The 26,203-nt window shown below is 75.4% G+C and carries 22 protein-coding genes; 13 read left to right on the top strand and 9 right to left on the bottom strand.

What is annotated here, in order from left to right; all coding sequences use genetic code 11:
- Nucleotides 1-47: 47 nt before the first annotated feature.
- The 3 genes from ABZ881_RS10435 (at nucleotide 48) to rsmA (ending at nucleotide 2,910) form a co-directional block, all read left to right on the top strand.
- Nucleotides 48-821: a TatD family hydrolase gene (locus ABZ881_RS10435; protein WP_358483584.1), complete on the top strand. Its 774-nt coding sequence runs from the start codon at nucleotides 48-50 to the stop codon at nucleotides 819-821.
- 302 nt (nucleotides 822-1,123) lie between these two features.
- Nucleotides 1,124-1,975 carry a resuscitation-promoting factor gene (locus ABZ881_RS10430; protein ID WP_358483511.1) on the top strand — a complete coding sequence of 284 codons (852 nt, stop codon included), beginning with the start codon at nucleotides 1,124-1,126 and terminating at the stop codon, nucleotides 1,973-1,975.
- Between the two features lie 44 nt (nucleotides 1,976-2,019).
- Nucleotides 2,020-2,910: a 16S rRNA (adenine(1518)-N(6)/adenine(1519)-N(6))-dimethyltransferase RsmA gene (rsmA, locus tag ABZ881_RS10425; protein WP_358483508.1), complete on the top strand. Its 891-nt coding sequence runs from the start codon at nucleotides 2,020-2,022 to the stop codon at nucleotides 2,908-2,910.
- Here rsmA and ABZ881_RS10420 read toward each other — a convergent pair whose 3' ends face one another.
- The 3 genes from ABZ881_RS10420 to ABZ881_RS10410 are packed head-to-tail and all read right to left on the bottom strand — an operon-like array spanning nucleotide 2,911 to nucleotide 5,503.
- Nucleotides 2,911-3,681 carry an FCD domain-containing protein gene (locus tag ABZ881_RS10420; RefSeq protein WP_344026750.1) on the bottom strand — a complete coding sequence of 257 codons (771 nt, stop codon included), beginning with the start codon at nucleotides 3,679-3,681 and terminating at the stop codon, nucleotides 2,911-2,913.
- Nucleotides 3,678-4,814 carry a 3-isopropylmalate dehydrogenase gene (locus ABZ881_RS10415; RefSeq protein WP_358483506.1) on the bottom strand — a complete coding sequence of 379 codons (1,137 nt, stop codon included), beginning with the start codon at nucleotides 4,812-4,814 and terminating at the stop codon, nucleotides 3,678-3,680. Before ABZ881_RS10415 ends, ABZ881_RS10420 begins: the two co-directional genes overlap by 4 nt.
- A 32-nt stretch (nucleotides 4,815-4,846) precedes the next feature.
- Nucleotides 4,847-5,503 carry a GntR family transcriptional regulator gene (locus tag ABZ881_RS10410; RefSeq protein ID WP_358483505.1) on the bottom strand — a complete coding sequence of 219 codons (657 nt, stop codon included), beginning with the start codon at nucleotides 5,501-5,503 and terminating at the stop codon, nucleotides 4,847-4,849.
- Nucleotides 5,504-5,685: 182 nt separating this feature from the next.
- Here ABZ881_RS10410 and ABZ881_RS10405 point away from each other — a divergent pair, with 182 nt between their 5' ends.
- The 7 genes from ABZ881_RS10405 (at nucleotide 5,686) to ABZ881_RS10375 (ending at nucleotide 14,449) form a co-directional block, all read left to right on the top strand.
- Complete coding sequence (locus ABZ881_RS10405; RefSeq protein WP_358483504.1) at nucleotides 5,686-7,137, top strand: aldehyde dehydrogenase family protein; 1,452 nt, start codon at nucleotides 5,686-5,688, stop codon at nucleotides 7,135-7,137.
- Nucleotides 7,134-7,922: an SDR family oxidoreductase gene (locus ABZ881_RS10400; RefSeq protein WP_358483502.1), complete on the top strand. Its 789-nt coding sequence runs from the start codon at nucleotides 7,134-7,136 to the stop codon at nucleotides 7,920-7,922. Before ABZ881_RS10405 ends, ABZ881_RS10400 begins: the two co-directional genes overlap by 4 nt.
- Before the next feature lie 55 nt (nucleotides 7,923-7,977).
- On the top strand, nucleotides 7,978-9,498 hold the full coding sequence (locus ABZ881_RS10395; RefSeq protein ID WP_358483500.1) for a DHA2 family efflux MFS transporter permease subunit: 1,521 nt from the start codon (nucleotides 7,978-7,980) through the stop codon (nucleotides 9,496-9,498).
- Between the two features lie 62 nt (nucleotides 9,499-9,560).
- The gene (locus ABZ881_RS10390) at nucleotides 9,561-10,538 is read left to right on the top strand and encodes a 4-(cytidine 5'-diphospho)-2-C-methyl-D-erythritol kinase (RefSeq protein WP_344026738.1); all 978 of its coding nucleotides are present in this window, start codon (nucleotides 9,561-9,563) and stop codon (nucleotides 10,536-10,538) included.
- A 19-nt stretch (nucleotides 10,539-10,557) separates the two neighbouring features.
- Nucleotides 10,558-12,354, top strand: coding sequence for an ABC-F family ATP-binding cassette domain-containing protein (locus tag ABZ881_RS10385; protein WP_344026736.1), 1,797 nt, complete (start codon nucleotides 10,558-10,560; stop codon nucleotides 12,352-12,354).
- A gap of 305 nt (nucleotides 12,355-12,659) precedes the next feature.
- Nucleotides 12,660-13,625 carry an ATP-binding cassette domain-containing protein gene (locus ABZ881_RS10380; protein ID WP_358483498.1) on the top strand — a complete coding sequence of 322 codons (966 nt, stop codon included), beginning with the start codon at nucleotides 12,660-12,662 and terminating at the stop codon, nucleotides 13,623-13,625.
- Complete coding sequence (locus ABZ881_RS10375) at nucleotides 13,622-14,449, top strand: ABC transporter permease (protein WP_358483496.1); 828 nt, start codon at nucleotides 13,622-13,624, stop codon at nucleotides 14,447-14,449. Before ABZ881_RS10380 ends, ABZ881_RS10375 begins: the two co-directional genes overlap by 4 nt.
- On the opposite strand, the gene ABZ881_RS10370 is transcribed toward ABZ881_RS10375, so the two are convergent.
- Nucleotides 14,424-17,579, bottom strand: a complete 3,156-nt coding sequence (locus ABZ881_RS10370; protein WP_358483494.1) for a BTAD domain-containing putative transcriptional regulator — start codon at nucleotides 17,577-17,579, stop codon at nucleotides 14,424-14,426. The two genes, ABZ881_RS10375 and ABZ881_RS10370, sit on opposite strands and share 26 nt — an antisense overlap.
- Before the next feature lie 44 nt (nucleotides 17,580-17,623).
- Between ABZ881_RS10370 and ABZ881_RS10365 the strand changes: the two genes are divergently transcribed.
- The gene (locus ABZ881_RS10365; RefSeq protein ID WP_358483582.1) at nucleotides 17,624-18,472 is read left to right on the top strand and encodes an alpha/beta fold hydrolase; all 849 of its coding nucleotides are present in this window, start codon (nucleotides 17,624-17,626) and stop codon (nucleotides 18,470-18,472) included.
- Here ABZ881_RS10365 and ABZ881_RS10360 read toward each other — a convergent pair.
- Both ABZ881_RS10360 and ABZ881_RS10355 read right to left on the bottom strand, forming a co-directional pair.
- A complete protein-coding gene (locus tag ABZ881_RS10360; RefSeq protein WP_358483493.1) occupies nucleotides 18,417-19,256 on the bottom strand; it encodes an LLM class F420-dependent oxidoreductase in 840 nt (279 codons plus the stop codon). The genes ABZ881_RS10365 and ABZ881_RS10360 overlap by 56 nt on opposite strands.
- 79 nt (nucleotides 19,257-19,335) lie before the next feature.
- Nucleotides 19,336-20,703 (bottom strand): dipeptidase, encoded by a 1,368-nt coding sequence (locus tag ABZ881_RS10355; protein WP_358483490.1) that lies wholly within the window; start codon nucleotides 20,701-20,703, stop codon nucleotides 19,336-19,338.
- Nucleotides 20,704-20,794: 91 nt separating this feature from the next.
- On the opposite strand from ABZ881_RS10355, the gene ABZ881_RS10350 reads away from it, so the two are divergent.
- Nucleotides 20,795-22,477: a fatty acyl-AMP ligase gene (locus ABZ881_RS10350; protein ID WP_358483488.1), complete on the top strand. Its 1,683-nt coding sequence runs from the start codon at nucleotides 20,795-20,797 to the stop codon at nucleotides 22,475-22,477.
- Nucleotides 22,478-22,500: 23 nt separating this feature from the next.
- On the opposite strand, the gene ABZ881_RS10345 is transcribed toward ABZ881_RS10350, so the two are convergent.
- From ABZ881_RS10345 to ABZ881_RS10335, 3 genes are read right to left on the bottom strand one after another with little or no spacing between them, the layout of a single operon-like run.
- Nucleotides 22,501-23,394: a DMT family transporter gene (locus ABZ881_RS10345; RefSeq protein WP_358483487.1), complete on the bottom strand. Its 894-nt coding sequence runs from the start codon at nucleotides 23,392-23,394 to the stop codon at nucleotides 22,501-22,503.
- A 28-nt stretch (nucleotides 23,395-23,422) separates the two neighbouring features.
- On the bottom strand, nucleotides 23,423-24,016 hold the full coding sequence (pth, locus tag ABZ881_RS10340; protein WP_344026721.1) for an aminoacyl-tRNA hydrolase: 594 nt from the start codon (nucleotides 24,014-24,016) through the stop codon (nucleotides 23,423-23,425).
- Nucleotides 24,013-24,702 (bottom strand): 50S ribosomal protein L25/general stress protein Ctc, encoded by a 690-nt coding sequence (locus ABZ881_RS10335; protein ID WP_344026719.1) that lies wholly within the window; start codon nucleotides 24,700-24,702, stop codon nucleotides 24,013-24,015. Before ABZ881_RS10335 ends, pth begins: the two co-directional genes overlap by 4 nt.
- A 308-nt stretch (nucleotides 24,703-25,010) precedes the next feature.
- Here ABZ881_RS10335 and ABZ881_RS10330 point away from each other — a divergent pair, with 308 nt between their 5' ends.
- Nucleotides 25,011-26,162, top strand: a complete 1,152-nt coding sequence (locus tag ABZ881_RS10330; protein ID WP_358483485.1) for a Fic/DOC family N-terminal domain-containing protein — start codon at nucleotides 25,011-25,013, stop codon at nucleotides 26,160-26,162.
- The last annotated feature ends 41 nt before the right edge of the window (nucleotides 26,163-26,203 follow it).

The raw sequence follows: 26,203 nt of genomic DNA, 5'->3' as shown, positions 1-26,203 counted from the left end.
GCAGGCGTCCCCGGCCGGACCCGCCGGAGCCGCTCGCCGCACCGACGATCGACAGCCACACCCATCTCGACGCGTGCGGCTGCGAGACCGACGCCGACGTCGTCGCCGCCATGGACCGGGCGGCGGCGGTCGGCGTCGTCGGCGCCGTGACGATCGCCGACGACCTGGCCGGCGCCCGGTTCGCGGTGCGCGCCGCGCACGCCGATCCGCGGGTGTGGGCCGCGGTCGCGCTGCACCCGACCCGGACCGCGTCGGTGCGGGCCGCCGAGCTGGCCGAGATCGAGCGGCTGGCCGCCGACGAGCGGGTGGTCAGCATCGGCGAGACCGGTCTGGACTACTACTGGGACCACTCGCCGCAGGCCGCCCAGCAGGACGCGTTCCGCTGGCACATCGGGCTCGCCAAGCGCACCGGCAAGCCGCTGATGATCCACGACCGGGACGCGCACGACGACGTGCTGCGCATCCTGCGCGAGGAGGGCGCCCCGGAGACCGTGGTGTTCCACTGCTTCTCCGGGGACGCGGCGATGGCCCGCGAGTGCGTGGACGCCGGTTACGTCCTGTCGTTCGCCGGGCCGGTCACCTTCACGCGCAACGACGAGCTGCGGGCCGCCGCGGCGCTCGTCCCGGACGGGCAGTACCTGGTCGAGACCGACGCGCCGTTCCTCACCCCGCACCCGCACCGCGGGCGGGCGAACGAGCCCTACGTGCTGCCCTGGACGGTCCGCGGGATGGCGGCGACGCGCGGGGAGACGGAAGCACGCGTCGCCGAGATGGCGCGGCGCAACGCCGAACGGATCTTCCGGACGGGCGCAATCGAATAACGCCGCCCGCCGAGCCCGCCGGCGGCCCGGTCGTCACTCACCGTCGATCACAAGCCGCTCGCCGCGGCAAGCGCGTCGGGTGCACCGCGGGCGGGTCACGGTCCGCTAACGTCCTGCGCCGTACCCACCGGGATGGGAAAGCTCCCCGACCCGCGGGGCGACGGCCGGTCCGCTCCCCAGCATCGGTTCCGCTCCCCGGCACCGCGCCGGCCGTCGTCTCCGCAGGTCACACCCCCTGCCCGGAGAGCCGAGTCACCCGGGAAGTCATGTTCGAGCGCAACGCTGGTGTGTCCGGAGACGGTGTGTCCGACGACGACGTCACGCGTCCGCTTCCCATCGCCGCCCCCGCCGGTCTGGCCGGAGCCGCGTACGAGGGCAGGCACCGGTCCACCGGCCGCTCGAAGGCGGGTGTACGCACCGTCGCCGCGGCGGCCCTGTTCTCACTGCCGACCGGCGGTCTCGCCGCGGCCGTGATGGCGCCGCAGGCCGAGCCCGACACACAGACGCTGCGCGCCGACCTGGCCGCCGGCGCGACCGATCTCGGCACCGCGGCGATGGCGCTGGAGACCGCCCCGTCGGTCGCGTCGTTCGCCCCGGTCGCGGCTCCGGCGAGCGCGGCCGACATCATCGACGCGCAGGTCGTCGAGCTGCTGAAGCTCCCCGTCCCGGAGGAGGAGGTGGCGGACCCGACCCTGGAGGAGGGCACCCGCACCGTGGTCGACCCGGGCACCGAGGGTGAGCGCAGCGTGATCTGGCGGGTCACCTACGACCAGGGCAACGAGGTCTCCCGGGAGCGGATCGGCGCCGGTCAGGACACCCCGGCGAAGCCGCGGGTGGTCAAGGTCGGCACCAAGAAGGAGGTCGAGGAGGCGCCGGAGAGCCCGGCCGCCCCCGCCGTGTCGAACGGCGCGACCTGGGACCGGCTCGCCCAGTGCGAGTCCGGCGGCAACTGGTCGATCAACACCGGCAACGGCTACCACGGCGGTCTGCAGTTCAACAAGCAGACGTGGCAGGCCTACGGCGGCGGCACCTACGCGCCGACCGCCGACAAGGCGAGCCGCGAGCAGCAGATCGCGATCGCCGAGAAGGTGCTCGACGACCGCGGCGGCTACGGGGCCTGGCCGGCCTGCTCCCGCAAGCTCGGCCTGCGCTGATCCCCGGCGCGTCCGGGCCGCGGGCGCCCGGCGACAATGGCCCGGTGAGCGACCACGGGACCGCCCGGCTGCTGGGCCCCGCCGACGTCCGGGTGCTGGCCGACCGGCTCGGCCTGCGCCCCACCAAGAAGCTCGGCCAGAACTTCGTGCACGACGGCAACACGGTCCGGCGGATCGTGAAGGTCGCCGGCGTCGGCGCCGACGACGTGGTGCTGGAGGTCGGGCCCGGCCTCGGCTCGCTCACCCTGGCCCTGCTCCCCGCCGTCGCCCGGGTGCACGCGGTGGAGATCGACCCGGTGCTCGCCGGGGTGCTCGCCGGGACCGTCGCCGAGCGGGCGCCCGGCCTCGCGGACCGGCTCACCGTCACCACCGCGGACGCGCTGCGGGTCGGCGCCGCCGAGCTGGCCGCCGACGCCGGTCCCGGCGCGGCCGGTCCGACCGCGATCGTCGCGAACCTGCCGTACAACGTGGCCGTCCCGGTCCTGCTGCACCTGCTCGCCGAGCTGCCCGGCATCGAGCGCGGACTGGTCATGGTGCAGGCCGAGGTCGCCGACCGGCTCGCCGCCCGCCCCGGGTCGAGGGAGTACGGCGCGCCGAGCGCGAAGCTCGCCTGGTACGCCGACGCCCGCCGGGCCGGTCCGGTGCCGCGCGCGGTGTTCTGGCCGGTCCCGGGCGTCGACTCGGGGCTGCTCGGGTTCGTCCGGCAGGATCCGCCGGCCGGTGCCGGCCGGGCGGCGACGTTCGCGGTGATCGAGGCCGCGTTCGCGCAGCGGCGCAAGGCGCTGCGCGGCGCGCTCGCCGGCTGGGCCGGCTCCCCGGCGGCCGCCGAGGCGGCGCTGCGGGCCGCCGGGATCGACCCGGCCACCCGGGCCGAACGGCTCTCGGTCGCCGACTTCGCGGCCGTTGCCGCCGCACACCCGGCCGAGCACGGCTGATCAGGGCCGGTCCGGCAGCCGCCCGCCGACCTCGCGTACCAGGTCGGCCATGATCTCGCGGTCGTCGTCGCCGACGTGCTCGGCGTAGTAGGCGTACAGGGTTTCCCGGGCGAGCCGGGACGCCAGCGGACCGTCCCGGTCGGCGATCGCGGCGAATACGGCGCGATGGTGGCGCACCGACCGCAACATCAGGGTGTGCCGGTCGTCGGCGTCGAGGATGGTGCGCTGGATCAGCCCGAGCACGGCCTCCCGGGTCACGTCGCCGTAGAGCTGCACCAGCCGGTTCCCGGCGGCGCGGGCGATGATCTCGTGGAACTCCAGGTCGGCGAGACCGAACTCGACGTAGCCGGCGTCGATGGCGGCGCGCATCCGCGCCGTGTTGCGCTCCAGGGCGACCAGGTCGGCCGGGGTGCGCCGGCGCGCGGCGAGCAGGTTCGCGGACGCGTCGGCGACCATCCGGAACTGCACGAGCTCGGCCAGCCCGAACCCGCCGGTGCTGGTGAAGGTGGCGATCGAGCGGCGGGCCGGGCCGGGGGAGGGTGCCAGCACCAGCGGCCCGCGCGGGTCGCGCGGCCGGGACCGGATCAGTCCGGCGTGCTCGAGCACCCGCAGCGCCTCGCGGACCGAGGTGCGGGCGATCGCGAACCGCTCGCCGAGCTCGCGCTCGCTGGGCAGCCGGTCGCCGGGGGCGAGCTCGCCCCCGGCGATCGCCCGCTCGACGTGGTCGACCACCCGCTGGAACACCCGGGGATCGGCGTCGCCACCGGTCACGCCGGGACGGCCCGGCGCGGGGCGAGACCGGCGAACGCGGCCACGAACGAGGTCGCCGGGTCGCCGACCGGTGCGGCGGTGCCGACCCGCTCGGCGATCCGGTCGCCGATCGTGACCGTGTCGGCGCCCATCGCCGGCCCGGCGAGGGCGGGCAGCTCGGCGAGCACGGACGCGGTGGCCGCCTCCAGCGCCAGCGCGGCGTCCGCCTCGCCGAGGCCGGCCAGGCACATCGCCGCCGACAGCGCGGCGGCGGCCGGGTTCGCGCCGCCGGTCCCGGCGATGTCCGGCGCCGAGCCGTGCACCGGCTCGAACATGCTCGGCGCGTCGCCGTGCGGGTTGTGGTTGGCGCTCGCCGCCAGCCCGAGACCGCCCTGCACGGTGGCGCCCAGGTCGCTGATGATGTCGCCGAACAGGTTGTCGGTGACGACGACGTCGAACCGGCCGGGATCCAGCGGCAGGTGCTGGCACATCGCGTCGGCGTGCACGTAGTCGTGCTCGACGCCGGGGAAGTCCGCGGCGACCTCCTCCACCACACCGGACCACAGCCGGCCGGCGTGCACCAGTACGTTCGTCTTGTGGCACAGCGTGAGCCTGCCGCGGCGGGCGGCGGCCAGCCGGAACGCGAACTCCACCGCGTCCCGGGTGGCGGCGGTGGTGGTCACCGAGTGCTGCAGGGCGAGGGCGTGCGGGGTCCCGGCGTGCGAGGTGGAGCCGCCGCCGCTGTAGAGGCCCTCGGTGTTCTCCCGGACGATCACCAGGTCGCAGTTGTCCGGGGTGACGCCGGTGACCGGGCTGGTCACGCCCGGGTAGAGCCGGACCGGGCGCAGGTTGACCGACTGGCGCAGCGCGACCCGCAGCGCGATCACCAGGCCCTGCTCCAGCACGCCCGGCGGCACCCGCGGGTCGCCGACGGCGCCGAGCAGGATCGCGTCGTGCCGGCGCAGCGTGGCGACGTCGTCGTCGTCCAGCACGGTGCCGGTGCGCAGGTAGCGCTCGGCGCCGAGATCGAGCCGGGTGGGCCGGACCGCGAAGCCGAACCGGTCGGCCGCAGCCAGGACACCGGCCAGGGCGGCGTCGGTGACGTCCGGGCCGATCCCGTCGCCACCGACGACGGCCAGGTCGTAGCTGCGCACGTGCTCTCCTCCAGGGGTGGGTGGGGTCGTGGTCATCCGGTTCCGCCGCGCAGCGCGTCGAGGGTCGCCTCGACGTGCGCCCGGGCCAGCCGCTCCGCGGCGTCCTCGTCGCCGGCCGCGACGGCGTCGACGATCCCCGCGTGCTCGGTGACCGCCCGCCGGGCGCCCGCCGGGTCGAGCAGCGCGACCGGGCCGAACACCTGCGCGGTCATCCGCAGCAGCGGCGCCCGGTCGACCAGGAACTCGTTGCCGGACAGGTGCAGCAGCTGCTCGTGGAAGTCGACGTTCGCCACCGTGTAGGCGCGGGCGTCCCACGGGTCGAGCGCCGCCCGCTGGGCCGCCAGGATCACGTGCAGCTCGCGGACCCGGGCCGCACCGGGCCGGGCCCGGGCGGCGAGCCGGGCGGCCAGCCCGTCGACGACGGCGCGCAGCTCGTAGGCCCGCAGCAGGGTCGCCCGGTCGCCGGTCACCACCCGGGCGCCGTGCCGCGGATCGACCCGGACCAGGCCGTCCTGCTCGAGCAGACGGATGGCCTCGCGCAGCGGGGTGCGGCTCACCCCGAGCTCGGCGGCGAGCGGCTCCTGGCGCAGCGGGCCGCCAGGCGCGATCCGGCCGGCGTAGATCCGCTCGCGCAGCACCGAGGCGACCTCCTCGACCAGGCCGGCCATGATCCCCTCTCCGCGGCGCATCGTGGACCCGGTGGATCCAGTGGCTCCGGAGCCTCGTCGGCGATCGTCGCACTGTCAACCTGATCGCTTCGACCTGCCCGGACCCGGCGACTTGACGCGCGCCGGGCGCGATCTGCATGCTCGGCGTCAGTGAGCTGGTCTGACCAGCAGGCCGCCGTCGTCGTCCGCAGGAGTTGCCGTCCATGACCCTCGCACTGCCCGATCACCCGGCCGGCCTGCCGATCGGATCGGGATGGCGGGACGACACCGCGCTCGCCCCCGTCGTCTTCCCTTACGACGGCTCGGTCCTCGCGCACGGCCCGGTCGGCCGGACCGGGCACGCCGAGGCCGCACTGGACGCCGGCGCCGCCGCGGTCCGCCCGGCCGGGCGGCTCAGCGCCGGGACCCGCCGCGCCGTCCTGCTGGCCGTGCAGCGCGAGCTCGCCGGGCACCGCGAGGCGTTCGTCGAGCTGCTGATCGCCGAGACCGGCAAGACCCGAACCGACTGCGCGGTCGAGGTCGACCGCACCCTGTTCACCTGGGCGGCGGCCGCCGAGGAGATCGGCCACCTGCACGGCGAGACGGTCCCGCTGGACCTGCAGCCCTCGGGCGAGGGACTGGTCGGGTTCTGGGTGCGCCGCCCGATCGGGCTGGTCGTCGGGATCGCCGGGTTCAACGCCCCGTTCCTGCTCGCCTCGCACAAGATCGCGCCGGCGCTGGCCGCGGGCTGCCCGGTGATCTGCAAGCCGGCCCCGGCCACCCCGCTGGCCACGCTCTGGCTGGCCGATGTCGTGCGCCGCGCGCTGGTCGCGCACGGCGCGCCCGCCGAGCTCGTCCAGGTCGTCACCGGCGACGCCGAGGTCGGCCGTGCCCTGGTCACCGATCCCCGGGTCGCCGCGGTGTCCTTCACCGGCTCCGCGGCCGTCGGGCACGTCATCGCCCGGGTCGCCGCGCCCCGCAAGACCCTGCTCGAGCTGGGCTCGAACACCGCGCTGGTGGTCGCCGCGGACGCCGATCTCGATCGCGCCGCCGACGCCGTGCTGCGCGGCGGCTTCTACTTCAACGGCCAGGCGTGCATCGCCGTGCAGCGGGTGCTGGTCTGCGAGCCGGTCCGCGAGGAGTTCGTCGCCCGGCTGGCCGCACGGATGGGCGAGCTGACCGTCGGCGACCCGCGGGACGCGGCCACCCGGGTCGCGCCGCTGATCGACCCGGCCGCCACCGAGCGGGTGCTGTCCTGGATCGACCGGGCGCGCCGGGCCGGCGCCACCGTCCTGCACGGCGGCGGGGCGACCGGCCGGACCGTCGAGCCGACCCTGCTGCTCGACGTCCCGGAGTCCGCCGAGGCGTGGTGCGAGGAGATCTTCGCGCCGGTCGTCGCGATCCGCTCGGTGCCCGACCTGCCCGCCGCGTTCGAGGCCGTCAACCGGTCCCGCTACGGCCTGCACGCCGCCGTGTTCACCCGCTCGCTGGCCGCCGCCTTCACCGCGCTGGACGAGCTGGACGTGGGCGGCGTCGTCGTCAACGAGGTCCCCGGGTTCCGCTCCGACGTGATGCCCTACGGGGGCGTGAAGGACTCCGGCATCGGCCGGGAGGGCCCCCGCTTCGCGATCGAGGAACTGACCGTCACCCGGATGGCCGTGATCCGGCCGGAATGAGCGAGCTGACCGGTATGCCGCACAACCCCTACACCGACCTGTTCCGACTCGACGGCCGGCGGGCCGTGCTGGTCGGCGCCGGCGGCATCGGCCACGAGCTCGCGCTCGGGCTGGCCGCGCACGGCGCCCACGTGATCTGCGCCGACCGGGACGCCGGCGTCGCCCGGGCCGCCGCCACCGCCGCCGGCGGGGAGCCGCTGGAGCTCGACGTCACCGATCCGGCCGCCGTCGAGCGGGCCGCCCGCGCCGCCGGCCCGGTCGACGTGCTGGTGCACACCGCCGCGACGAACGTCCGGAAGCGGATCCTCGACTACTCCCTCGACGAGTTCGACCGCGTCGTCGGCCTCAACCTGCGCGCGACCTTCTCCGTGGTGCAGGCGTTCGGCCGCGGGATGGTCGAGCGCGGCACCGGCAGCATGATCCTCTTCTCGTCGATCCGCGGCTGCGTCGTCGAGCCGGGCCAGTCGGTCTATGCCGCGACCAAGGCCGGCACCGAGCAGCTGGTGAAGACGGCTGCCGTCGAGTTCGGCGGGGCCGGCGTGCGGGTCAACGCGATCGCACCCGGCGTCGTCGAGACCCCGCTGACCGCCCAGATCCGCAGCGACGACGCCTGGTACACCGCCTACGCCACCAAGGGCGCGCTCGGCCGGTGGGCGGTGCCCGCCGAGCTGACCGGCGCGGTGGTCTACCTCGCCTCGGAGGCGGCCACCTTCGTGACCGGCTCCACCCTGTTCGTCGACGGCGGCTGGACCGCGGTGGACGGGCGATTCACCCCACCGGCCTGAGCGGTCACCCGGGCCCGTCGCGGCGGGCCGGACCCGCCGGGCCCATCATGGTCGGGTGACGAGGGCACGCGAGGCGGTCGTGAGCGCGGACGGGACGAGCCCGTGGCCGGCGCTCTGGGCGCTCGTCATCGGGTTCTTCATGATTCTCGTCGACGCGACGATCGTCACCGTCGCGACGCCCGCGCTGCTGGTGGCGTTCGGCACCGACGTCAACACCGTGGTCTGGGTGACCAGCGCCTACCTGCTCGCCTACGCGGTGCCGCTGCTGGTCACCGGCCGGCTCGGGGACCGGTTCGGGCCGAAGAACGTCTACCTCGCCGGGCTCGCGGTGTTCACCCTGGCGTCGCTGTGGTGCGGGCTGACCGGCACGATCGGCGAGCTGATCGTCGCCCGCGTCGCGCAGGGGCTCGGCGCGGCGATGATGACGCCGCAGACGATGGCGGTGATCACCCGCACCTTCCCGGCCGCCCAGCGCGGGCGGGCGATGAGCCTGTGGGGCGCGGTGGCCGGGGTCGCGACGCTGGCCGGCCCGGTGCTCGGCGGGGTGCTGGTCGGCGCGCTCGGCTGGGAGTGGATCTTCTTCGTGAACGTGCCGCTCGGCGTCGTCGCGTTCGCCGCCGTCTGGTACCTGGTGCCCGCGCTGGAGACCTCGAAGCGGCGGTTCGACCTGGTCGGCGTCGTGCTGTCGGCGACCGGCGTGTTCCTGCTGGTCTTCGGGATCCAGGAGGGCCAGCGCTACGACTGGGGGCCGATCGTCGGCCCGGTCCCGGTGTGGATGCTGATCGTGGTCGGCGCCGTCGTGCTGGTGGTGTTCGTGTGGTGGCAGTCCCGCACCCGCTCCGAGCCGCTGGTCGCGCTGCAGCTGTTCCGGGACCGGAACTTCTCGCTGGCCAACATCGCGATCTGCACCGTCGGGTTCGCGATCACCGCGCAGGGCTTCCCGCTGATGATCTACGCGCAGAACGTGCGCGGCTTCTCGCCGACCGAGGCGGCGCTGCTGCTGGTGCCGCTCGCGGTGCTCTCCGGCGCGCTCGCGCCGTGGACCGGACGGCTGACCGACCGGATCCATCCGCGGCTGATCGGCGGCTTCGGCATGTCGACGTTCGTGATCGGGCTGCTCTGGCTGGCCGCGGTGATGAGCCCGGACACCCCGGTCTGGCAGCTGCTGCTGCCGATCTCGCTGCTCGGCATCTCCAACTCCTGCGTGTGGGCGCCGATCTCGACCAGCGCGACCCGCAACCTGCCGATGGAGCAGGCCGGATCGGGCTCCGGCGTCTACAACACCACCCGGCAGGTCGGCGCGGTGCTGGGCAGCGCGGGCATCGCGGTGCTGATGGAGGCCCGGATCGCCGCGCTGGTGCCGGGCGGGGCGGCCACCCCGGACGCCGCCTTCGCGACCGGTCCGCTGCCCGACGAGGTCCGCGAGTCCTTCGCGACGGCGATGGCGCAGTCGGTGCTGCTGCCGGCCGCGGTGCTGGTGATCGGGCTCGTCGCGGTGCTCTGCTTCGCCCGGCCGCAGCACCTGCGCACCCGCGACCCGGCCGCGGCCGACCGGGGCGACGCACCGCGGCGGTGAGCCGGGCCACCGTACTCCCCGGGTGGCGGCACGCCGCCCGGCGCTGCCCGTAGGGTTGAACGGTGCTGTCCGCCGTGCCACGACCGGTCACCGTCCGGGTGCCCGCGAAGATCAACCTGCACCTCGCCGTGGGCGGGGTGCGGCCGGACGGATTCCACGACCTGGTCACCGTGTTCCACGCGGTGAGCCTGTTCGACGAGGTGTCGGTCGAGCCCGCCGAGGAGCCCGCGCTGGACGTGCACGGCGACGGCGTCGCCGAGGTGCCGCTGGACGCCACCAACCTGGCCTGGCGGGCGGTCGAGCTGCTCGCGCAGCGGGCCGGCCGGGAGCCGGACGTGCGGGTCACCCTGCGCAAGGGCATCCCGGTCGCCGGCGGGATGGCCGGCGGATCCGCCGACGCGGCCGGTGCGCTGGTCGCGCTGTCCACGCTGTGGCGGATGGAGCTGGGCCGCGAGGAGCTGGCCGGGCTGGCCGCCGAGCTCGGCTCGGACGTCACGTTCGGCCTGCACGGCGGGACCGCGCTCGGCACCGGCCGCGGCGAGCAGGTCATCCCGGTGCTCGCCCGGCACCGGCTGCACTGGGTGATCGCGCTGGCCCGCGGCGGGCTGTCCACCCCGGCGGTGTTCGGCGAGCTGGACCGGTTGCGCGGCGGCGCCGAGCCGCCGGAACGGCCGGTCGAGCCGGTGCTGGAGGCGCTCGCCGGCGGCGATCCCCGCCAGCTCGCACTGAACCTGGGCAACGACCTGCAGGCCGCCGCCGTCTCGATGGCGCCGGACCTGCGCCGCACGCTGCGCGCCGGGGTGAACGCGGGGGCGATCGCCGGTCTGGTCTCCGGATCGGGGCCGACCTGCGCGTTCCTCTGCGCGGACGCCGACTCCGCCGTCGAGGTGGCGACCGAGCTGGCCGGGATGGGCGTGTGCCGCACCGTCCGGGTCGCGCACGGCCCGGTCGGCGGCGCCCGGGTGATCGACGAGCACGAGCCGCCGCCGGGACGCGGCGGCCCGACCGGATCCGGCAGCTGGCCGCCGGCGCGGGCCTGAGGGCCGGAGGGACCGACTGATGCCGGAGAACCTGCTCAACCTGGAGAACGTCACCGCGCACGTGCCCGGTGACGCGTCGCGGGTGCTGCTCGACGCCGTCTCGCTGGGGGTGGAACGTGGCGACCGGATCGGCGTCGTCGGCCTCAACGGCGGCGGCAAGACCACCCTGCTCGACGTGCTCACCGGGGACCGCCCGACCGACGGCGGCCGGGTCAGCAGGCTCGGCGGCCTGCGGATGGCGCACCTGGCCCAGCGGGACCGGTTCCCGGCCGGGTCGACCGTCCGCGACATCGTGCTGCAGCACTACGGCGCCGATCACGAGTGGGCGTCCGACCCGCGGGTGCGCGACGTGCTCGACGGACTGGGCATCACCGACACGGAGCGGCCCACCGACGGGTTGTCCGGCGGCGAGAAGCGGCGGGTCGCGCTGGCCGCGGCACTCGTCGGCGAGCTCGACCTGGTGGTGCTCGACGAGCCCACCAACCATCTCGACGTCGAGGGCATCGGCTGGCTGGCCGAGCACCTGATCACCCGCCGGATCGCGCTCGTCGTCGTCACGCACGACCGCTGGTTCCTCGACACCGTCTGCACCCGCACCTGGGAGGTCGCGAACGGGAAGGTCGAGTCCTACCTCGGCGGCTACGCCGACTGGGTCTACGCCCGGGCCGAGCGGTCCCGGCAGGCCGACGCCGCCGAGCAGCGCCGCCGTAACCTCGCCCGTAAGGAGCTGGCCTGGCTGCGCCGCGGCCCGCCCGCCCGGACGTCGAAGCCGCGATACCGGATCGAGGCCGCCGAGGCGCTGATCGCGGACGTCCCGGCGCCGCGCAACACCGTCGAGCTGATGCAGTTCGCGACCAACCGACTCGGCCGCACCGTGCTGGAGCTGGAGGACGCCACCGTCGAGGTCGCCGGGCGGACCCTGCTGGACCGGGTGACCTGGCGGCTCGGGCCGGGCGACCGGGTCGGCATCGTCGGCGTCAACGGGTCCGGAAAGACGACCCTGCTGCGCGCCCTCACCGGCGAGCGGGAGCTCGACGCCGGACGCCGGGTGCAGGGCAGCACGGTGAAGCTCGCCCAGCTGACCCAGGAGCTGATCGACCTGCCGGCCGAGATGCGCGTGCTGGAGGCGACCGAGGCCGTCGCCAAGTACGTGCGGTTCGGGAAGCAGGAGATGACCGCGTCGCAGGTCCTGGAGCAGCTCGGGTTCCCGGCCGCCCGGCAGTGGACGCCGGTGGGGCGGCTCTCCGGCGGCGAGCGCCGACGGCTGCAGCTGACCCGGCTGCTGATGGACGAGCCGAACGTGCTGCTGCTCGACGAGCCGACGAACGACCTGGACGTCGACACCCTCGCCGGGCTGGAGGACCTGCTCGACGGCTGGCCGGGCACGCTGGTCGTGGTCAGCCACGACCGGTACCTGACCGAGCGGGTCTGCGACCAGGTGCTGGCGCTGTTCGGGGACGGGAAGCTGACCCACCTGCCCGGCGGGATCGGCGAGTACGTTGCGCGCCGGGCGGCCGCCGGTCGCGGCCCGGCCGCGGTGGCGCAGGCCGCGCCGTCACCCGCCGGCACCCCGGCGGGGCGGGCACCGAAGGTCGACGCCGCCGCGCAGCGGACCGCCCGCAAGGACGCGCAGCGCCTCGAACGGCGGATGGAGCAGCTCACGAAGCGTGAGGAGCGGCTGCACACGCAGCTGGCCGAGGCGGCCACCGATCCGGACCGGCTGATGGAGCTGGACCGCGAGCTCAAGGCGGTCGTCGCGGAGCGGGAGACGGTCGAGATCGAGTGGCTGGATGCCGCCGAACGCGCCGAAGGATAGGGCGTTTCTCCTACCTCGGTAGGAGGAGCCGGGGTTGGAGATCAGTAGTTCGACCGATCCGGACGCCGCGCGACCCCGATACCGTCGGACGGGTCACGGCGGGCTGGGGAGCGTCGCCGTGACGGGGGGAGCGGTTCGGTTCCGCCGCCGCCGTCGGGGGGCGGCGGTGGAGCCGGGCCGATCGGACCGCACCGGCCGGCGCTGATCCGGCCCCGGTCCCGTGACAGCCCGGTGCCAGGTCCCGTGCCAGGGCCGTGCCAGCCCCGTGCCAGCCCCGTGCCAGGGCCCCGGCGCACGATGGACGCATGAACGCTCCACCGCCCGCCATCGAGGTCGACGGGCTCGTCCGCACGTTCGGCGACGTCCGCGCCGTCGACGGCATCTCCTTCACCGCCCGTCCCGGTCAGGTCCTCGGGCTGCTCGGGCCGAACGGCTCCGGCAAGACGACCACCGTCCGGATGCTCGCCACCCTGCTGCCGCCGACGGCGGGCCGGGCCACCGTGCTCGGGCACGACGTCGCTTCCGATCCGGCCGCCGTCCGCCGCCGGATCGGGCTCACCGGGCAGTACGCCGCGGTCGACGAGGCGCTCACCGGCCGCGACAACCTGGTGCTCATCGCGCGGCTGCTGGATCTCCCGGGCCGCGCCGCGCGGGCCCGCGCCGACGAGCTGATCGACCGGTTCGGGCTCACCGAGGCCGCGGGCCGCCGGGTCCGCACCTACTCCGGTGGCATGCGCCGCCGGCTCGATCTCGCGGCCAGCCTGGTCGGCGACCCGGAGGTGCTGTTCCTCGACGAGCCGACCACCGGGCTCGATCCACGGCACCGCAACGAGGTGTGGGAGGCCGTCCGCCGGCTCGCCGACGAGGGCGTCACCGTCCTGCTCACCACCCAGTACCTGGAGGAGGCCGACCAGCTCGCGCACGATCTCGTCGTCCTCGACCGGGGCCGGGTGATCGCCGCGGGCACGGCGGCCGAGCTGAAGGCGGACACCGGCGGACAGCTGCTGCACGTGCGGCCGGTCCGGCCGGGCGACGCCGCGCAGGTCGCCGCGGTCGTCGCGGCCGAGACCGGCGGCGAGCCGTCGATCGCGCCCTCCGGCGAGGTCAGCGTCCCCGCCGGCGACCCGGGCGCGCTGGGCCGCGCCGACGGCCGGCTGGCCGAGGCCGGGATCGCGGTCGCCGAGATCGGGTTGCGGCTGCCCAGCCTCGACGACGTCTTCCTCACCCTCACCGGCCGGCAGGCCACCACCACCGATGGAGAGTCCGCGTGACCGCCACCCTCACCGGCCGCCCGTCGCCGCCCGCCGCGGCGCCGGCCGGCGCCCGCCGCAGCCGGGTACCCGCCCCGCTGCGGCACAGTGCCGCGCTCGCCCGCCGCGGCCTGACCAAGACGATCCACTCGCCGGAGGCGCTGCTCGACGTCACCCTGCAGCCGATCGTCTTCCTGCTGCTGTTCGTCTACGTGTTCGGCGGCGCGATCGCCGGGAGCAGCGAGGACTACCTGCAGTACGCGCTGCCCGGTGTGCTGCTGCAGACCGTCGTGTTCGCCTCCGCCGGGACCGGGGTCGGGCTGGCCGAGGACCTCAAGACCGGGATCTTCGACCGGTTCCGGAGCCTGCCGATCTCCCGGGCGGCGCCGCTGGTCGGTGCGGTCGGCGCCGACCTGGTCCGCTACATCACCTCGGGTGTGATCATGCTGGCCTTCGGCTTCGCGCTCGGCTACCGCACCTCGGCCGGGCCGGCCGCGGTGCTGGGTGCGTTCGCACTGGTGGTGCTGTTCGCCTTCGCGATGTGCTGGATCTTCACCGCGCTCGGGGTGCTGGTCCGGGAGCCGCGGTCGGTGCAGGGCATCGGCGCGATGATCATGCTGCCGCTGACGTTCGCCAGCTCGGTCTTCGTCCCGGTCGAGACCATGCCGGACTGGTTGCGCCCGTTCGCCGAGGTGAACCCGGTCAGCCGGTGCGCGGACGCGGTCCGGGCCCTGCTCGACGGCGAACCCGCCGCAGCCGCGGTCACCGCGTCACTGGTGACCTCGGCGATCGTGGTTGCGATCTTCGCGCCGCTGGCGGTCACCCTGTACCGGCGGCGGACCTGACGTCATGGGCGCGCAGCGGCCGGGGCGCGACGTCGCGCGGGGCGGCCCGGCCGCGGTCGATCGCCGTCACCGCGCCGCCCTCGCCGAGCGCGGCGACGACCGCGTCGCGGGTCGCGACGACCTCCGGATCACCCAGGTGCAGGGTGCCGCGCCGGGCGATCGCGACGCCGAGCAGCTCACCGGCGCGCTCCGGGTCGCCATCGGCGACCGCCCAGCGGGCGGACGCCTCGGCGGTCATGCCGAGCACCGGGCCGTCGTTGCTCTGCAGGGCGGCGTCGGCGGCGGCGTCGAGCAGCACCCGGGCGGCGTCGATCCGGCCGAGGTCCAGCTCGGCCGCGGCCGCGAAGACGTGCTGCAGGGCCACCCGCTGCATCCGGCCCGCGCCGGGCCCGTCGGCGTTCCACGACTCGGCGAGCAGTGTCCGGGCGTGCACCGGCCTGCCGAGCCGCCGCTCGACGTCGGCGCGACCCCAGTCGATCCAGCTCGCGGGGCGCTGGTGCGGGTGCTCGCGCAGGTCGCTCGCGGCGAGCTCCAGATGTTCCCGGGCCCCGGCCTCGTCGCCCCGGCGGGCCGCGAGACCGGCCAGCTGCATCCGGTAGTGCGGGAGGTCGTCGAGGTTGCCCAGCTCCGCGGTCAGCGCGATCGACTCGGTCCAGGCGGTGCAGGCGGCCGTACCGTTGCCGGCCAGGTCCTCCAGCTCGCCGAGCGAGGCCACGGTCAGCCCGAGCCCGAACCGGTCGCCGACCGAGCGGAACAGCGGATGGGCGACCCGCAGGTAGGCGCGCTGCTCGTCGAGGTCCCCCTCGTTCTCCGCGTGCACCGACGCCAGGAACGCGGCCGCGCCGCGCAGCCACGGGTCCGCACCCCGGGCGACCAGGGCGCCGAGCTCGGTGCGGTCGCCCGAGCGGAACGCCTCGGCGACCGGCCCGGCCAGGACGACGGCGGGGTGCCGGGGATGCGGCAGCCCGGGCAGTGCCGACCCGACGGCGTCGATCTCGGCCGGCGCACCCTCGACGGAGACGTAACCGGCGAGCAGCAGCGCCCGGATCGCCCGGTTCGTGGTGACCGCCGGCACGTCCGCCGGCGCGTCGAGCGCGGCCACCAGGTCCGACCAGTGCAGCAGCGCGATGTTCTCGCCGCGGATCATCCAGCTCCACGACACCGCCGCCAGCAGCCGGTGTGCGTGCTCCGGCCGCGGATCGGTGACGGCCCGGTCGAGTGCCCGGAACGCCTCGCCCTCGACCCGGCGCACCGTCGCCAGCGTGTCCAGCTGCGCGCGGGTGCGCAGCTGCGGCTCGGCGGGTTCGAGCACCGCCAGCAGCCAGTCGGCGTGTGCCCGCACCATCCGGCCGGACCCACCCGACTCGGCGAGCCGGGCCGCCGCGTACTCCCGGATCGTCTCCAGCATCCGGTACCGGGTGGGCCCGCCGCCCGGATCCTGGGTCGCGACGACCAGCGACTTCTCCACGAGCGCGTCGAGCAGGCCGAGCGGGTCGCCGTCCAGGCCGCCGCCCCCGCACACGGTCTCCACCGCGTGCGCGCCGACCGGCCCGGCGAACACCCCGAACCGGTCGGCCAGGGTGCGTTCGGCGGCGCCGAGCAGGTCCCAGCTCCAGTCGACGACCGCGCGCAGGGTCTGGTGCCGGGGCAGCACGGTGCGGCTACCGGTCACCAGCAGCCGGAACCGGTCGGCCAGCCGGTCGGCGATCTCGCGCGCGCTCAGCGTCCGGGCCCGGGCCGCGGCCAGCTCGATCGGCAGCGGCTGCCCGTCGAGCCTGCGGCAGATCTCGGTGACGGTCGCCGGATCGGCGGTGAACCCGGGCGCGACCGCCGCGGCGCGGTCGGTGAACAGCCGGGCCGCCTGCGCGTCGTCGAGCGCGCCCAGCGGGTGTAGCACCTCGCCGGGCACCCCCAGCGGCTCCCGGCTGGTGGCGAGCACCGTCAGCCCCGGCACCGTGCCCAGCAGGTCGTGCACCAGCGTCGCGACCGGGTCGATCAGGTGCTCGCAGTTGTCCAGCACCAGCAGCAGCTCCCGGCCGGCCAGCGCGGTCCGCAACCGGGCCAGGGTGCCCGGCCCGGTGCGGTCGCCGAGGCTGAGATCGGGGCCGCCGACGGCGTGCAGCACGGTCGCCGCGAGCTGCTCCGGCCCGGCCAGCGGTGCCAGCTCGGCCACCTCCACCGGGCGGTCCAGGTCGCGCACCACCTCGGCGACGATCCGGGTCTTCCCGGCCCCGCCCGGCCCGGTCACGGTGACCAGGCGGGCGCCCGCGAGCAGGGAGCGGAGCCGGGCCAGATCGTCCTCCCGGCCGATGAACGAGGTCAGCGCGGGCGCGCGGTGGCGCGGGGTCCCCGCCGGGCCGGCGCGGGTGGCCGGTGCCGGTGCCGTGACCCGGCCGTTCCCGGCGGGGGCGTCGTGGAGCAGCTCGGTGCGGGCGGCCCGCAGCTCCGGGCCCGGGTCGACGCCCAGCTCCGCGGCCAGGGCGGAGCGGGTGCGGTCCAGCACGGCGAGCGCGTCGGCGCGGTGCCCGGACGCGTGCAGCAACCTCGCCAGCGCGACGGTCGAGGTCTCCCGCAGCGGCTGCTCGGCCAGCACCTCGGTGAGCACGCCGCGCAGCGTGCCGGGGGCGGGCACCCCGTCCTCCAGGGCGCGGCGGGTCAGCTCCTCGGCCGTCGCGGCGCGGGCCTCGGCCAGCCGGGCCGCCGCCGGCCCGGCGAACGCGACCTCGCGCAGGTCGGCCAGCGCCGGGCCGGACCACAGACCCAGCGCCCGGTCCAGCAGCTCCCGGGCCCGTTCGCGGTCCGCGGTCGCGGCGGCCTCCCGTCGCAGCCGGGCGAACCGCAGCGCGTCGACCGCGTCGGCGCCGACGTCGAGCCGGTAGCCGCCGGGCGCCGAGCGCACCCGGTCGGCGCCCACCGACCGGCGCAACCGGGACACCAGCGACTGCAGCGCGTTCGCCGTCGACGGCGGCGCCTCGCCCCAGAGCGCGTCGACCAGGGTGGCGGCGTCGACCGGGTGACCGGCGTCCAGTGCCAGGCGGGCCAGTAGCCCGCGCAGCCGCGGACCGGCGGGCAGCAGCTCCGCACCGGACCCGTCGAGCGCGGACACGGTGCCCAGCAGCCGGATCTCCATCGGCGCTCATTCTGCCCGGAATGTGCGAGGCTCCGCCGGTGGATATGGACGAGGTGTACTCGGTCGACGGCCACCGGGTGCGATGGACCTCGCGCGGCGCGGGCCCACCGGTGGTGTTCTGCCACGGCACGCCGTGGTCGTCGCGGCTGTGGGCACCGGTCGCGGCGGCCCTCGCCCCGTCGCACCGGGTGCTGCTGTGGGACATGCCCGGCTACGGGACGTCGTCGAAGAGCGACGACGTGTCGCTCGGCGTGCAGGGCCGGATGCTGGCCGCGCTGCTGGACCACTGGGGGCTCGACGATCCGCCGCACGTCGTCGCGCACGACTACGGCGGCGCCGTCGCGCTGCGGGCGCACCTGCTGCACGGCGCCGCGTACGCCTCGCTGACCCTGGTCGACGTCGTCGCGCTCGCCCCGTGGGGCTCGGAGTTCTTCCGGCTCGTCCGGGACAACGCGGCCGTGTTCACCGCGCTGCCCGCTCCGCTGCACGAGGCGCTGGTCCGCGCCTACGTGCGCGGCGCGGCGTTCCGCCCGCTGGGCGCCGACGACGAGGAGATGCTGGTCGGGCCGTGGCTGGGCGCGGAGGGGCGGGCGGCGTTCTACCGGCAGATCGCGCAGGCCGACCAGCGCTTCACCGACGAGATCGAGCCCCGCTACGGCGAGCTCGACCTGCCGGTGCGGATCGTGTGGGGCACCGAGGACACCTGGATCCCGGTGGACCGGGCGCACCGGCTCGCCGCCGCGATCCCGGGCGCCGAGCTGCACCTGGTGCCCGCCGCCGGGCACCTGATCCAGCTCGACGCCCCGGAGGCGCTGACCGCGCTGGTGCTCGGCGCGGTCAGCGGGCGCCCTGCGCCACCCGCGTCACCTGCGCCAGCTCGTCCAGCTTCGTGAGGGTCTCCGACTCGGGCAGCGTCGGCAGCAGGAACGTCACCCGCTCGATCCCGGCGTCGGCGTAGCCGGCCACCGCCGCCGGCTCCGGCGGGACGGCGAACACCGTGGTCGGCACGTCCGGCCTCCCGCGGTCGGCGAGCTCGGCGCGCACCCGCCGGATCTCGTCGATCGGCAGGTGCCCGCGCGGCAGCCACCCGTCGCCGACCTCGGCGAGCCGGTTCAGCGCGGCCCCGCTCTCCCCGCCGAGGTAGATCGGTGGGTGCGGCTCGCGGACCGGCTTGGGCCGGCAGAACGACCGATCGAGGTGCACGTGCTCGCCGTGGAACTCGGCCTCCTCCTGCGTCCACAGTGCCTTCAGCGCGTGCAGCTGCTCGGTCATCAGCGGGCCCCGGGTCGCCGGGTCGACACCGTGGTTGCGCATCTCCTCGCGGTTCCAGCCGGCGCCGACGCCGAACAGCAGCCGCCCGCCGGACACCAGGTCCAGGCTGGCCGCCGACTTCGCGGTGTGGATCACGTCGCGCTGCGGGAGCAGGACGATCCCGGTGCCGAGCAGCAGATCGGTGGTCGTCGCGGCCATCGCGGTCAGCGCGACGAACGGATCGAGCGTGCGGTAGTAGACCCGCGGCAGGTCACCGCCGCCCGGGTACGGGGACTCCCGGCTGGACGGGATGTGCGAGTGCTCCGCGAGGAAGACCGAGTCGAACCCGCGCTCCTCGAGCGCGCGGCCCAGCGGACCCGGCCGGATGCCCTCGTCGGTCACGAACGTGGCGATGCCGAATTTCATGGTCCGTGGATACCCGATCCGGCCCCGGCCCAGTCGGCGGGCCCGGCCGGGTCACCGGACCGGCCGGGGCCGGTCCGGGTCAGTCCTGCCCGCCGAGCCGGCTCAGCAGCAGCGCCTCGGCGAGCACACCGCGGCCGAACATGCCCAGGTGCAGGCTCTCGTCGATGCCGTGCCACCGGCTGGCCGGGTCGCCGACACCGGTGACCAGCACCGCGGCGCCCGGGAAGGTGCGCGCGAACTCGGCGATGAACGGGATCGAGCCGCCGATGCCGGTCTCCACCGCGGAGTTGCCGTACGCCGAGGAGAAGGCGGCGCGGGCGTGGTCGTACACCTCGCCGGTCGCGGACAGGCTGAACGGCTCGGCGACCCCGGTGCTGGGGGTCACCGTCACGTGCGCGCCCCACGGCACGTTCCGCTCCAGGTGCTCGGCGAGCGCCCGCTGCGCCTGCGCCGCGTCCTCGCCGGGGGCTAGCCGCATGCTCACCATCGCCCGGGCCCGCGGCAGCAGCACGTTCGACGCCTCGGCGACCCGCGGCGCGTCGATGCCGAGCACGGCGACGGCGGGCTTGACGTTCACCCGCTCCGGGATGCTGCCGGAGCCGATCAGCTCGACGCCGTCGAGCAGACCGGCGTCGGCCCGGTAGGTCGCCTCGTCCGGGTCGGGGGCGTCCGAGCTGCCGTGCACCAGGCCGGGCACGGCGACCTCGCCCTTGTCGTCGTGCAGGGTCGCCAGCGTGCGGCAGAGCGCGGTGAGCGCGTCGCCGATCGGGCCGCCGTAGACCCCGGAGTGCACCGGCCGCTCCAGCATCGACACCTCGACGACGACGTCGACCAGCCCGCGCAGGCTGGTGGTCAGCGCCGGCACGTCGACCGCCGGGTTGGCCGCGTCGGCGATCACGATGACGTCCGCGGCGAGGCTCGCGTGGTGCTCGGCGAGCAGCGCGGTCAGCGTCGGCGAGCCGGACTCCTCCTCGCCCTCGATGAACAGCACCACCCCGACCGGGGGCCGCCCGTCGTAGGCGCGCAGCACCGCCAGGTGGGTCATCACGCCGGCCTTGTCGTCGGCGGCGCCGCGGCCGTAGAGCCGGCCGTCCCGCTCGGTCGGCTCGAACGGGGGCGTCGTCCAGTGCTCGTCGCCGCCGGTCGGCTGGACGTCGTGGTGGGCGTAGAGCATGACGGTCGGCGTGCCCTCCGGGCCCGGCCAGTGCGCGACGACGGCCGGCGCGCCACCGCCGGCGGAGATCACCTGCACGTCGGCCGCGCCGGCGTCGCGGGCCAGCGCGGCGACCGCGTCGGCGGAGCGCCGGGTGTCGTCGGCGTGCGCCGGATCGGCCCAGATGCTCGGGATGCGGACCAGCGCCTCCAGGTCGGTGCGCGCCCCGGGCAGGACGGCCGCGACCGCCTCGGCGAGCTCGGCCGGCGGGGTGCTGATCTGCTGGTCCGTCATGGGCCCGGATGCTACGCCCGGGCCCGTGCCGGATCAGCCGGTCACCGATCGCGGCGGCGCGCGTGCCCGGTTCGTCGCTAGGGTCGGGCGCATGTCCCGATTCCTGGCGACGTTGCTGGAGTCCGCGACCGGTCCTGACCGGGATGCCCGCGGGATGACCACCGGGGAGCCGCGCGAGCCGACCCGGCGCAGCTGGGCGGAGGTGCACCGGGCCGCCCGGGGCTGCGCGGACGCGCTGCGCAGGCCTGGCGCGGACGGCGCGCCCGCGCTCCCGGCCGGCGGGGCGGTCGGGGTGCTCGCCGGCGAGCCGGCGGCGATCGCACCGACCGCGCAGGCGGTGTGGCTGCGCGGCGGCAGCGTCACGATGCTGCACCAGCCGACCCCGCGGACCGACCTCGCGGAGTGGGCGGCGGACACCGTCACCACGCTGAAGATGATCGACGCGTCGATGGTGCTGCTCGGGGCGCCGTTCGACGCGCTCGCGCCGGTGCTGATGGAGCAGGGCATCCCGTTCCGCACGCTGGACTCGCTGGACGGCGACCCGGACGCGTTCGCCGCGGACGCCGCCGTCGCCGACGAGGGCGACACCGCACTGCTCCAGCTCACCAGCGGCTCCACCGCGGCGCCGAAGGCCGTCCGGATCACCCACGCCAACCTGCACGCGAACATCGGCTCGATGGTCACCGCGTCCGAACTGGACGTCGCATCGGACCGGATGGTGTCGTGGCTGCCGCTGTTCCACGACATGGGGATGGTCGGCTTCCTGACCATCCCGATGACGGTCGGGCTGGACCTGGTCACGGTCACCCCGGTCGACTTCCTCGGCCGGCCGCGGCTGTGGGCGGAGCTGATCTCGAAGTACCGCGGCACGGTGACCGCGGCGCCGAACTTCGCCTACGCCGTGCTGGCCCGCCAGCTCGCCCGGGTCGGCGACGGCGAGCTCGACCTGTCGTCGCTGCGGATCGCGCTGAACGGCGCCGAGCCGGTCGATCCGGCGGCCGTCGCCGCGTTCACCGCGGCCGGTGCCCGGTTCGGACTGCGCCCGGAGTCGGTTCTGTGCGCCTACGGGATGGCCGAGACGGCGCTCGGGGTGTCGTTCGCGCCGGTCCACACCGGACTGAGGGTGGACCGGGTGGACGCCGCGTCGCTGGAGACGCACCGGCGCGCCGAACCGGCCTCGGACGGGCCGGTCCGGGAGTTCCCCGAGCTCGGGCCGCCGCTGCCCGGTCTCGAGGTGCGGGCGGTCGGCCCCGGCAGCCGGGTGCTCGGGCCGCGCGAGGTCGGCGTGCTGCACCTGCGCGGCGAGGCCGTGACACCGGGCTATCTCACCGTCGACGGTCCGCGGTCCACCCAGGACGCCGAGGGCTGGTTCGACACCGGTGACGAGGGCTACCTCACCCCGGACGGCGCGGTCGTCGTGTGCGGCCGCACCAAGGACGTCATCATCATGGGCGGCCGCAACATCTACCCGACCGACATCGAACGCGCGGCGGCCGCCGCCGACGGGGTCCGGGCCGGGAACGTCGTCGCCGTGCGGCTGGCCGCAGGCGAGGGGCGGCACCGCGAGTCGTTCGCGGTAGCGGTCGAGGCGAAGGGCGCAGACAGCCCCGAGGCGGTCAAGGCGATCCGGGACGACGTGGTGCGCCGGGTGGTGTCCGCGGTCGGGGTGCGCCCGGCCGAGGTCGCGGTGCTCGCGCCGGGCACCCTGCCGAAGACGCCGTCGGGCAAGCTGCGCCGGGCCGCCACCGCCGACCGGCTCGGCACCCCCGGCTGACGCCGTCGCGCCGCCCGGCCCGGTCAGCCGGGCCGGCGGCGCAGGTGCCGCCCGTAGGTGAGGAAGACCCCGACGATCACGATCAGGCCGCCGACGAGCTGCGCGGACGTGTACGGGTCGCCCACCGCGATCGTGAACGCGGCGGTGAAGACCGTGATCAGGTTGAGGAACACGCCCGCGCTGCCGGCCGGCAGGACGAGCAGGGCCCGGGTCCACAGCAGGTACGACAGGACCGACGGGAACACCACGATGAACAGCAGCGAGCCGGTCGACGACGGGCCGTCGGGCAGGGTGACCCCGGTGAGCAGGCCGGCCGGGGCGAGCAGCAGCACCGCCACCGCGGCCTGGGCGGCGGTCGAGGAGATCGGCGGCAGCGCCGGGGCGCGCCGGCCGACGACGGCGTAGCCGGTCCAGGACAGGATCGCCCCCAGCATCAGCAGCTCGCCCGCGCCGAACCCGGTGCGCAGCACGGTCGCCGGGTCGCCGTCGGTGACGACGATCAGCACGCCGAGCAGCGCGACCAGGATCCCGGCGACCGCGACCGGGGTCAGCCGCTCGCGCAGCAGGACCGCACCGGCCAGCGCGATCAGCGCCGGATTGAAGGCGTTGATCAGCGAGGCGTTGAAGGCGGTGGTCGCCGCCAGCGCGGCGTAGAGGAACCCGGTGTAGGCGAGCATCCCGAACAGCGACAGCGCCAGCAGCCACGGCCAGGCGGCGAGCACCCGCCGCCAGTCCGGGCGTTCGACCAGCTGGGCGAGCGCGACCAGCAGCGGCAGCGCCAGCACCCACCGGAGCAGCGTGAGGCTGAACGGGTCGATGCTGCGCACCGCCTCGGCCCCGACGATGTAGTTGCCCGCCCAGAACAGCGTCGCACCGACCAGCGATGCGGCGGCGCCGACGAGGCCGGGACGGGACACGCGCGGGATGCTCCGGGGCGGCCGGCGGTCAGCCGGACAGCGGGTGGAAGCGGTTCTGCGCCGCCTCCAGCCCGTCGGCCAGCAGTGCCTCGGTGGCGTCCGCGGCTAGGTCGATCCCGAGATCGAGCTCCTTCTTCTCGGCGCCCGAGAACCGCTTCAGCACGTAGTCGGCCGGGTCCTGCCGGCCGGGCGGGCGGCCGATGCCGAACCGCACCCGCAGGTAGTCCTTCGTGCCCAGCGACCGGCTGATCGAGCGCAGGCCGTTGTGCCCGCCCTCGCCGCCGCCGCGCTTGAGCCGGACGACGCCGAACTCGAGATCCAGCTCGTCGTGCACGACGATCACCTCGGCCGGCGGGATCGAGAAGTACTGCACGAGCCCGGCGACCGGGCCGCCCGAGAGGTTCATGTACGTCCTCGGGACGGCCACGGTCACCGGCCGACCGGAGAGCCGGCCCTGGGCCACGTCGGAGTTCGTCCGCTTGTGGACCGAGAACCGGCCGGCGCCGGCCCGCGCCGCCAGCAGGGCGGCGACGCGGGTGCCGACGTTGTGCCGGGTCTCGGCGTAGTCCGGGCCCGGGTTACCGAGCCCGACGACCAGCGCGGGCCCCGGCACGGGGCTCACTTGGCGTCGTCGGAGGACTCGTCCGAGCCCTCGGAACCCTCGGCGGACTCGGCGGCCGGCTCGGCGGCCTCCTCCTCGTCGGACGGCTCTTCGACGACACCGGCGCCCTCGGTGTCGATCTCGGCCTCGAGGTCCTCCTCGGTCGGGGCCGGGACGACCTGGACGACCAGGTACTCCTCGTCGGTGCGCAGCTCGACGCCCTGCGGCAGGCGCAGGTCCTTCGCGAAGTACTGGGTGCCGATCTCGGCGTCCTCGACGGAGATCTCGATGTTCTCCGGGATGTTCAGCACGTCGGCCTCGACCAGGACGGTGTTGAGGTCCTGGGTGACCAGCGAGCCCGGGGCGGCGTCGCCGGTGACGACGACGTCGAGCTCGACCTCGACCTTCTCACCGCGCTTGATGACGAGCAGGTCGACGTGCTCGATGTAGGGGCGCAGCGGGTGCACGACGACGGTCTTGGTCAGCGCGAGCTGCGGCGCGCTGCCGGCGACGTCGAGCTCCAGGACGGCGTTGCGGCCCTGCTCGCGGACGACGGCGGCGAACTCCAGCGACGGCAGCGACAGGTGCACCGGGTCGGTGCCGTGCCCGTAGAGCACGGCGGGGATCTTGCCGGCGCGACGGGTGCGGCGGGCGGCGCCCTTGCCGAACTCGGTCCGGTTCTCGGCGGGAATGCGGGTCTGGGCCACGGGGGTGCTCCTCGGTTCTTGCTGCGTTCTGCGCTGTGGAAGGCGTGCGCGCGGCGAGGAGCCGACCGGGATCGGCCCACGTCGATCACGGCGGGTCAGCGTGCACCCGCCCTCGCCGCGGAGATGCCCGAAGTCTACGGCACGGCTGCTTTACACCCTGTGGCACCCACCCGCAACGCCCGGAACGTGCATGCGACGGGACGGGCGGCCGTGTTGCATTCCGTCCCCGATTTCGCCGGACAACGCAACACAACTGCCGATAGTGTTCAGTTGTGCGCGTCGAGGAGTTCGGTCCGGACAGTCCGGGCATGCTCGTTCCGATCAGCGGGGAGAGCATCCGCTACGGCCGCTGGGAGCACGTCGCGTTCGTCCCGGCCGCGCTGCCGCTGGAGTCGCCCGCTCTGTCGGCCAGCACGTTCAACGCGGTGGCCGACGCCCGCGCGGCGGTGGCCGCGCTGGACAGCTCGGCCCGCCGCCTGCCGAACCCCGCGCTGCTCCGCAGGCCCGTCCTCCGCCGTGAGGCGCAGAGCACGTCCGCCCTCGAGGGGACCTACGCCCCGCTCCCCGTGGTGCTCGCCGCCGACGAGCGGGAGGACCAGACGGACGCGGGCCTCCGCGAAGTGATCAACTACGTCCGCGCGGCGGAGCACGCCTTCGCCTGGCACGGGGAGGGCCGGCCGTTCGGGATGACCCTGCTCACCGAGCTGCACGCCGCGCTGGTCCGCGGCACCTCGGTCGACGGGGACCAGACGGGCCGGCTCCGCTCGATCCAGGTGATGGTCGGTGGCGATCCCGGCATGCGTGTGCAGGACGCCCGGTTCGTCCCGCGGCCGCCCGGCCCGGAGCTGGAACAGCAGGTCCGCACCTGGATCGACTGGTTCACGCGGAGCCGGGACGCCGACATCGATCCCGTCGTGGCCGCCGGGATGAGCCACTACCACTTCGAGACGCTGCACCCGTTCCACGACGGGAACGGTCGTATCGGGCGGTTGCTGATCGTGCTCCAGCTCCTCTACGCGGGAGTCCTGGTGGAACCGACGCTCACCGTCTCCCCGTGGTTCGAGGCCCGCCGGGCGGACTACTACGACGCGCTGATGGCGGTCAGCACCCGTGCCGACTGGGACGGCTGGATCCGGTTCTTCGCCCGCGGGGTCGCCGCGGCGGCGCGGGACACCGAGCAGCGGCTGGTGGAGCTCCTGGCGGTGCAGGACGACCTCAAGCGCCGGGTGCGGGCGGGCGGGCTGCGCGCGGACAACGCGACGCTGCTCGTCGACTTCGCGCTCGGCCGGCCGATCTTCACCGTGCGCCAGGTGCAGGAACAGCTCGGTGTCACCTACACACGGGCCAACGGACTGGTCGGTCAGCTCGTGGAGCTCGGCGTCCTGCGCAGGTACGACGAGTCGGCCTACGCACGCGAGTTCACCGCACCGGACATCGTGGCGATCCTGCTGCGGGCCTGACGGGCACGACGGCGCCCCACCGAATCGGTGGGGCGCCGTCG

It is taken from the genome of Pseudonocardia sp. NPDC046786 (genome assembly GCF_040645415.1).
Lineage (GTDB): Bacteria > Actinomycetota > Actinomycetes > Mycobacteriales > Pseudonocardiaceae > Pseudonocardia > Pseudonocardia kongjuensis.
The sequence above is the reverse complement of the archived record's forward strand: the minus strand, read 5'-3'. Positions and strand labels throughout refer to the sequence as shown.

Bases quoted from the DNA above. Each gene is read 5' to 3' on its own strand.
- ABZ881_RS10410 (WP_358483505.1), bottom strand. From the start codon at position 5,503: ATGCGCCGCGGAGAGGGGATCATGGCCGGCCTGGTCGAGGAGGTCGCC.
- ABZ881_RS10405 (WP_358483504.1), top strand. From the start codon at position 5,686: ATGACCCTCGCACTGCCCGATCACCCGGCCGGCCTGCCGATCGGATCG.
- ABZ881_RS10400 (WP_358483502.1), top strand. From the start codon at position 7,134: ATGAGCGAGCTGACCGGTATGCCGCACAACCCCTACACCGACCTGTTC.
- ABZ881_RS10385 (WP_344026736.1), top strand. From the start codon at position 10,558: ATGCCGGAGAACCTGCTCAACCTGGAGAACGTCACCGCGCACGTGCCC.
- ABZ881_RS10380 (WP_358483498.1), top strand. From the start codon at position 12,660: ATGAACGCTCCACCGCCCGCCATCGAGGTCGACGGGCTCGTCCGCACG.
- ABZ881_RS10370 (WP_358483494.1), bottom strand. From the start codon at position 17,579: ATGGAGATCCGGCTGCTGGGCACCGTGTCCGCGCTCGACGGGTCCGGT.
- ABZ881_RS10365 (WP_358483582.1), top strand. From the start codon at position 17,624: ATGGACGAGGTGTACTCGGTCGACGGCCACCGGGTGCGATGGACCTCG.
- ABZ881_RS10360 (WP_358483493.1), bottom strand. From the start codon at position 19,256: ATGAAATTCGGCATCGCCACGTTCGTGACCGACGAGGGCATCCGGCCG.
- ABZ881_RS10355 (WP_358483490.1), bottom strand. From the start codon at position 20,703: ATGACGGACCAGCAGATCAGCACCCCGCCGGCCGAGCTCGCCGAGGCG.
- ABZ881_RS10350 (WP_358483488.1), top strand. From the start codon at position 20,795: ATGTCCCGATTCCTGGCGACGTTGCTGGAGTCCGCGACCGGTCCTGAC.
- ABZ881_RS10330 (WP_358483485.1), top strand. From the start codon at position 25,011: ATGCTCGTTCCGATCAGCGGGGAGAGCATCCGCTACGGCCGCTGGGAG.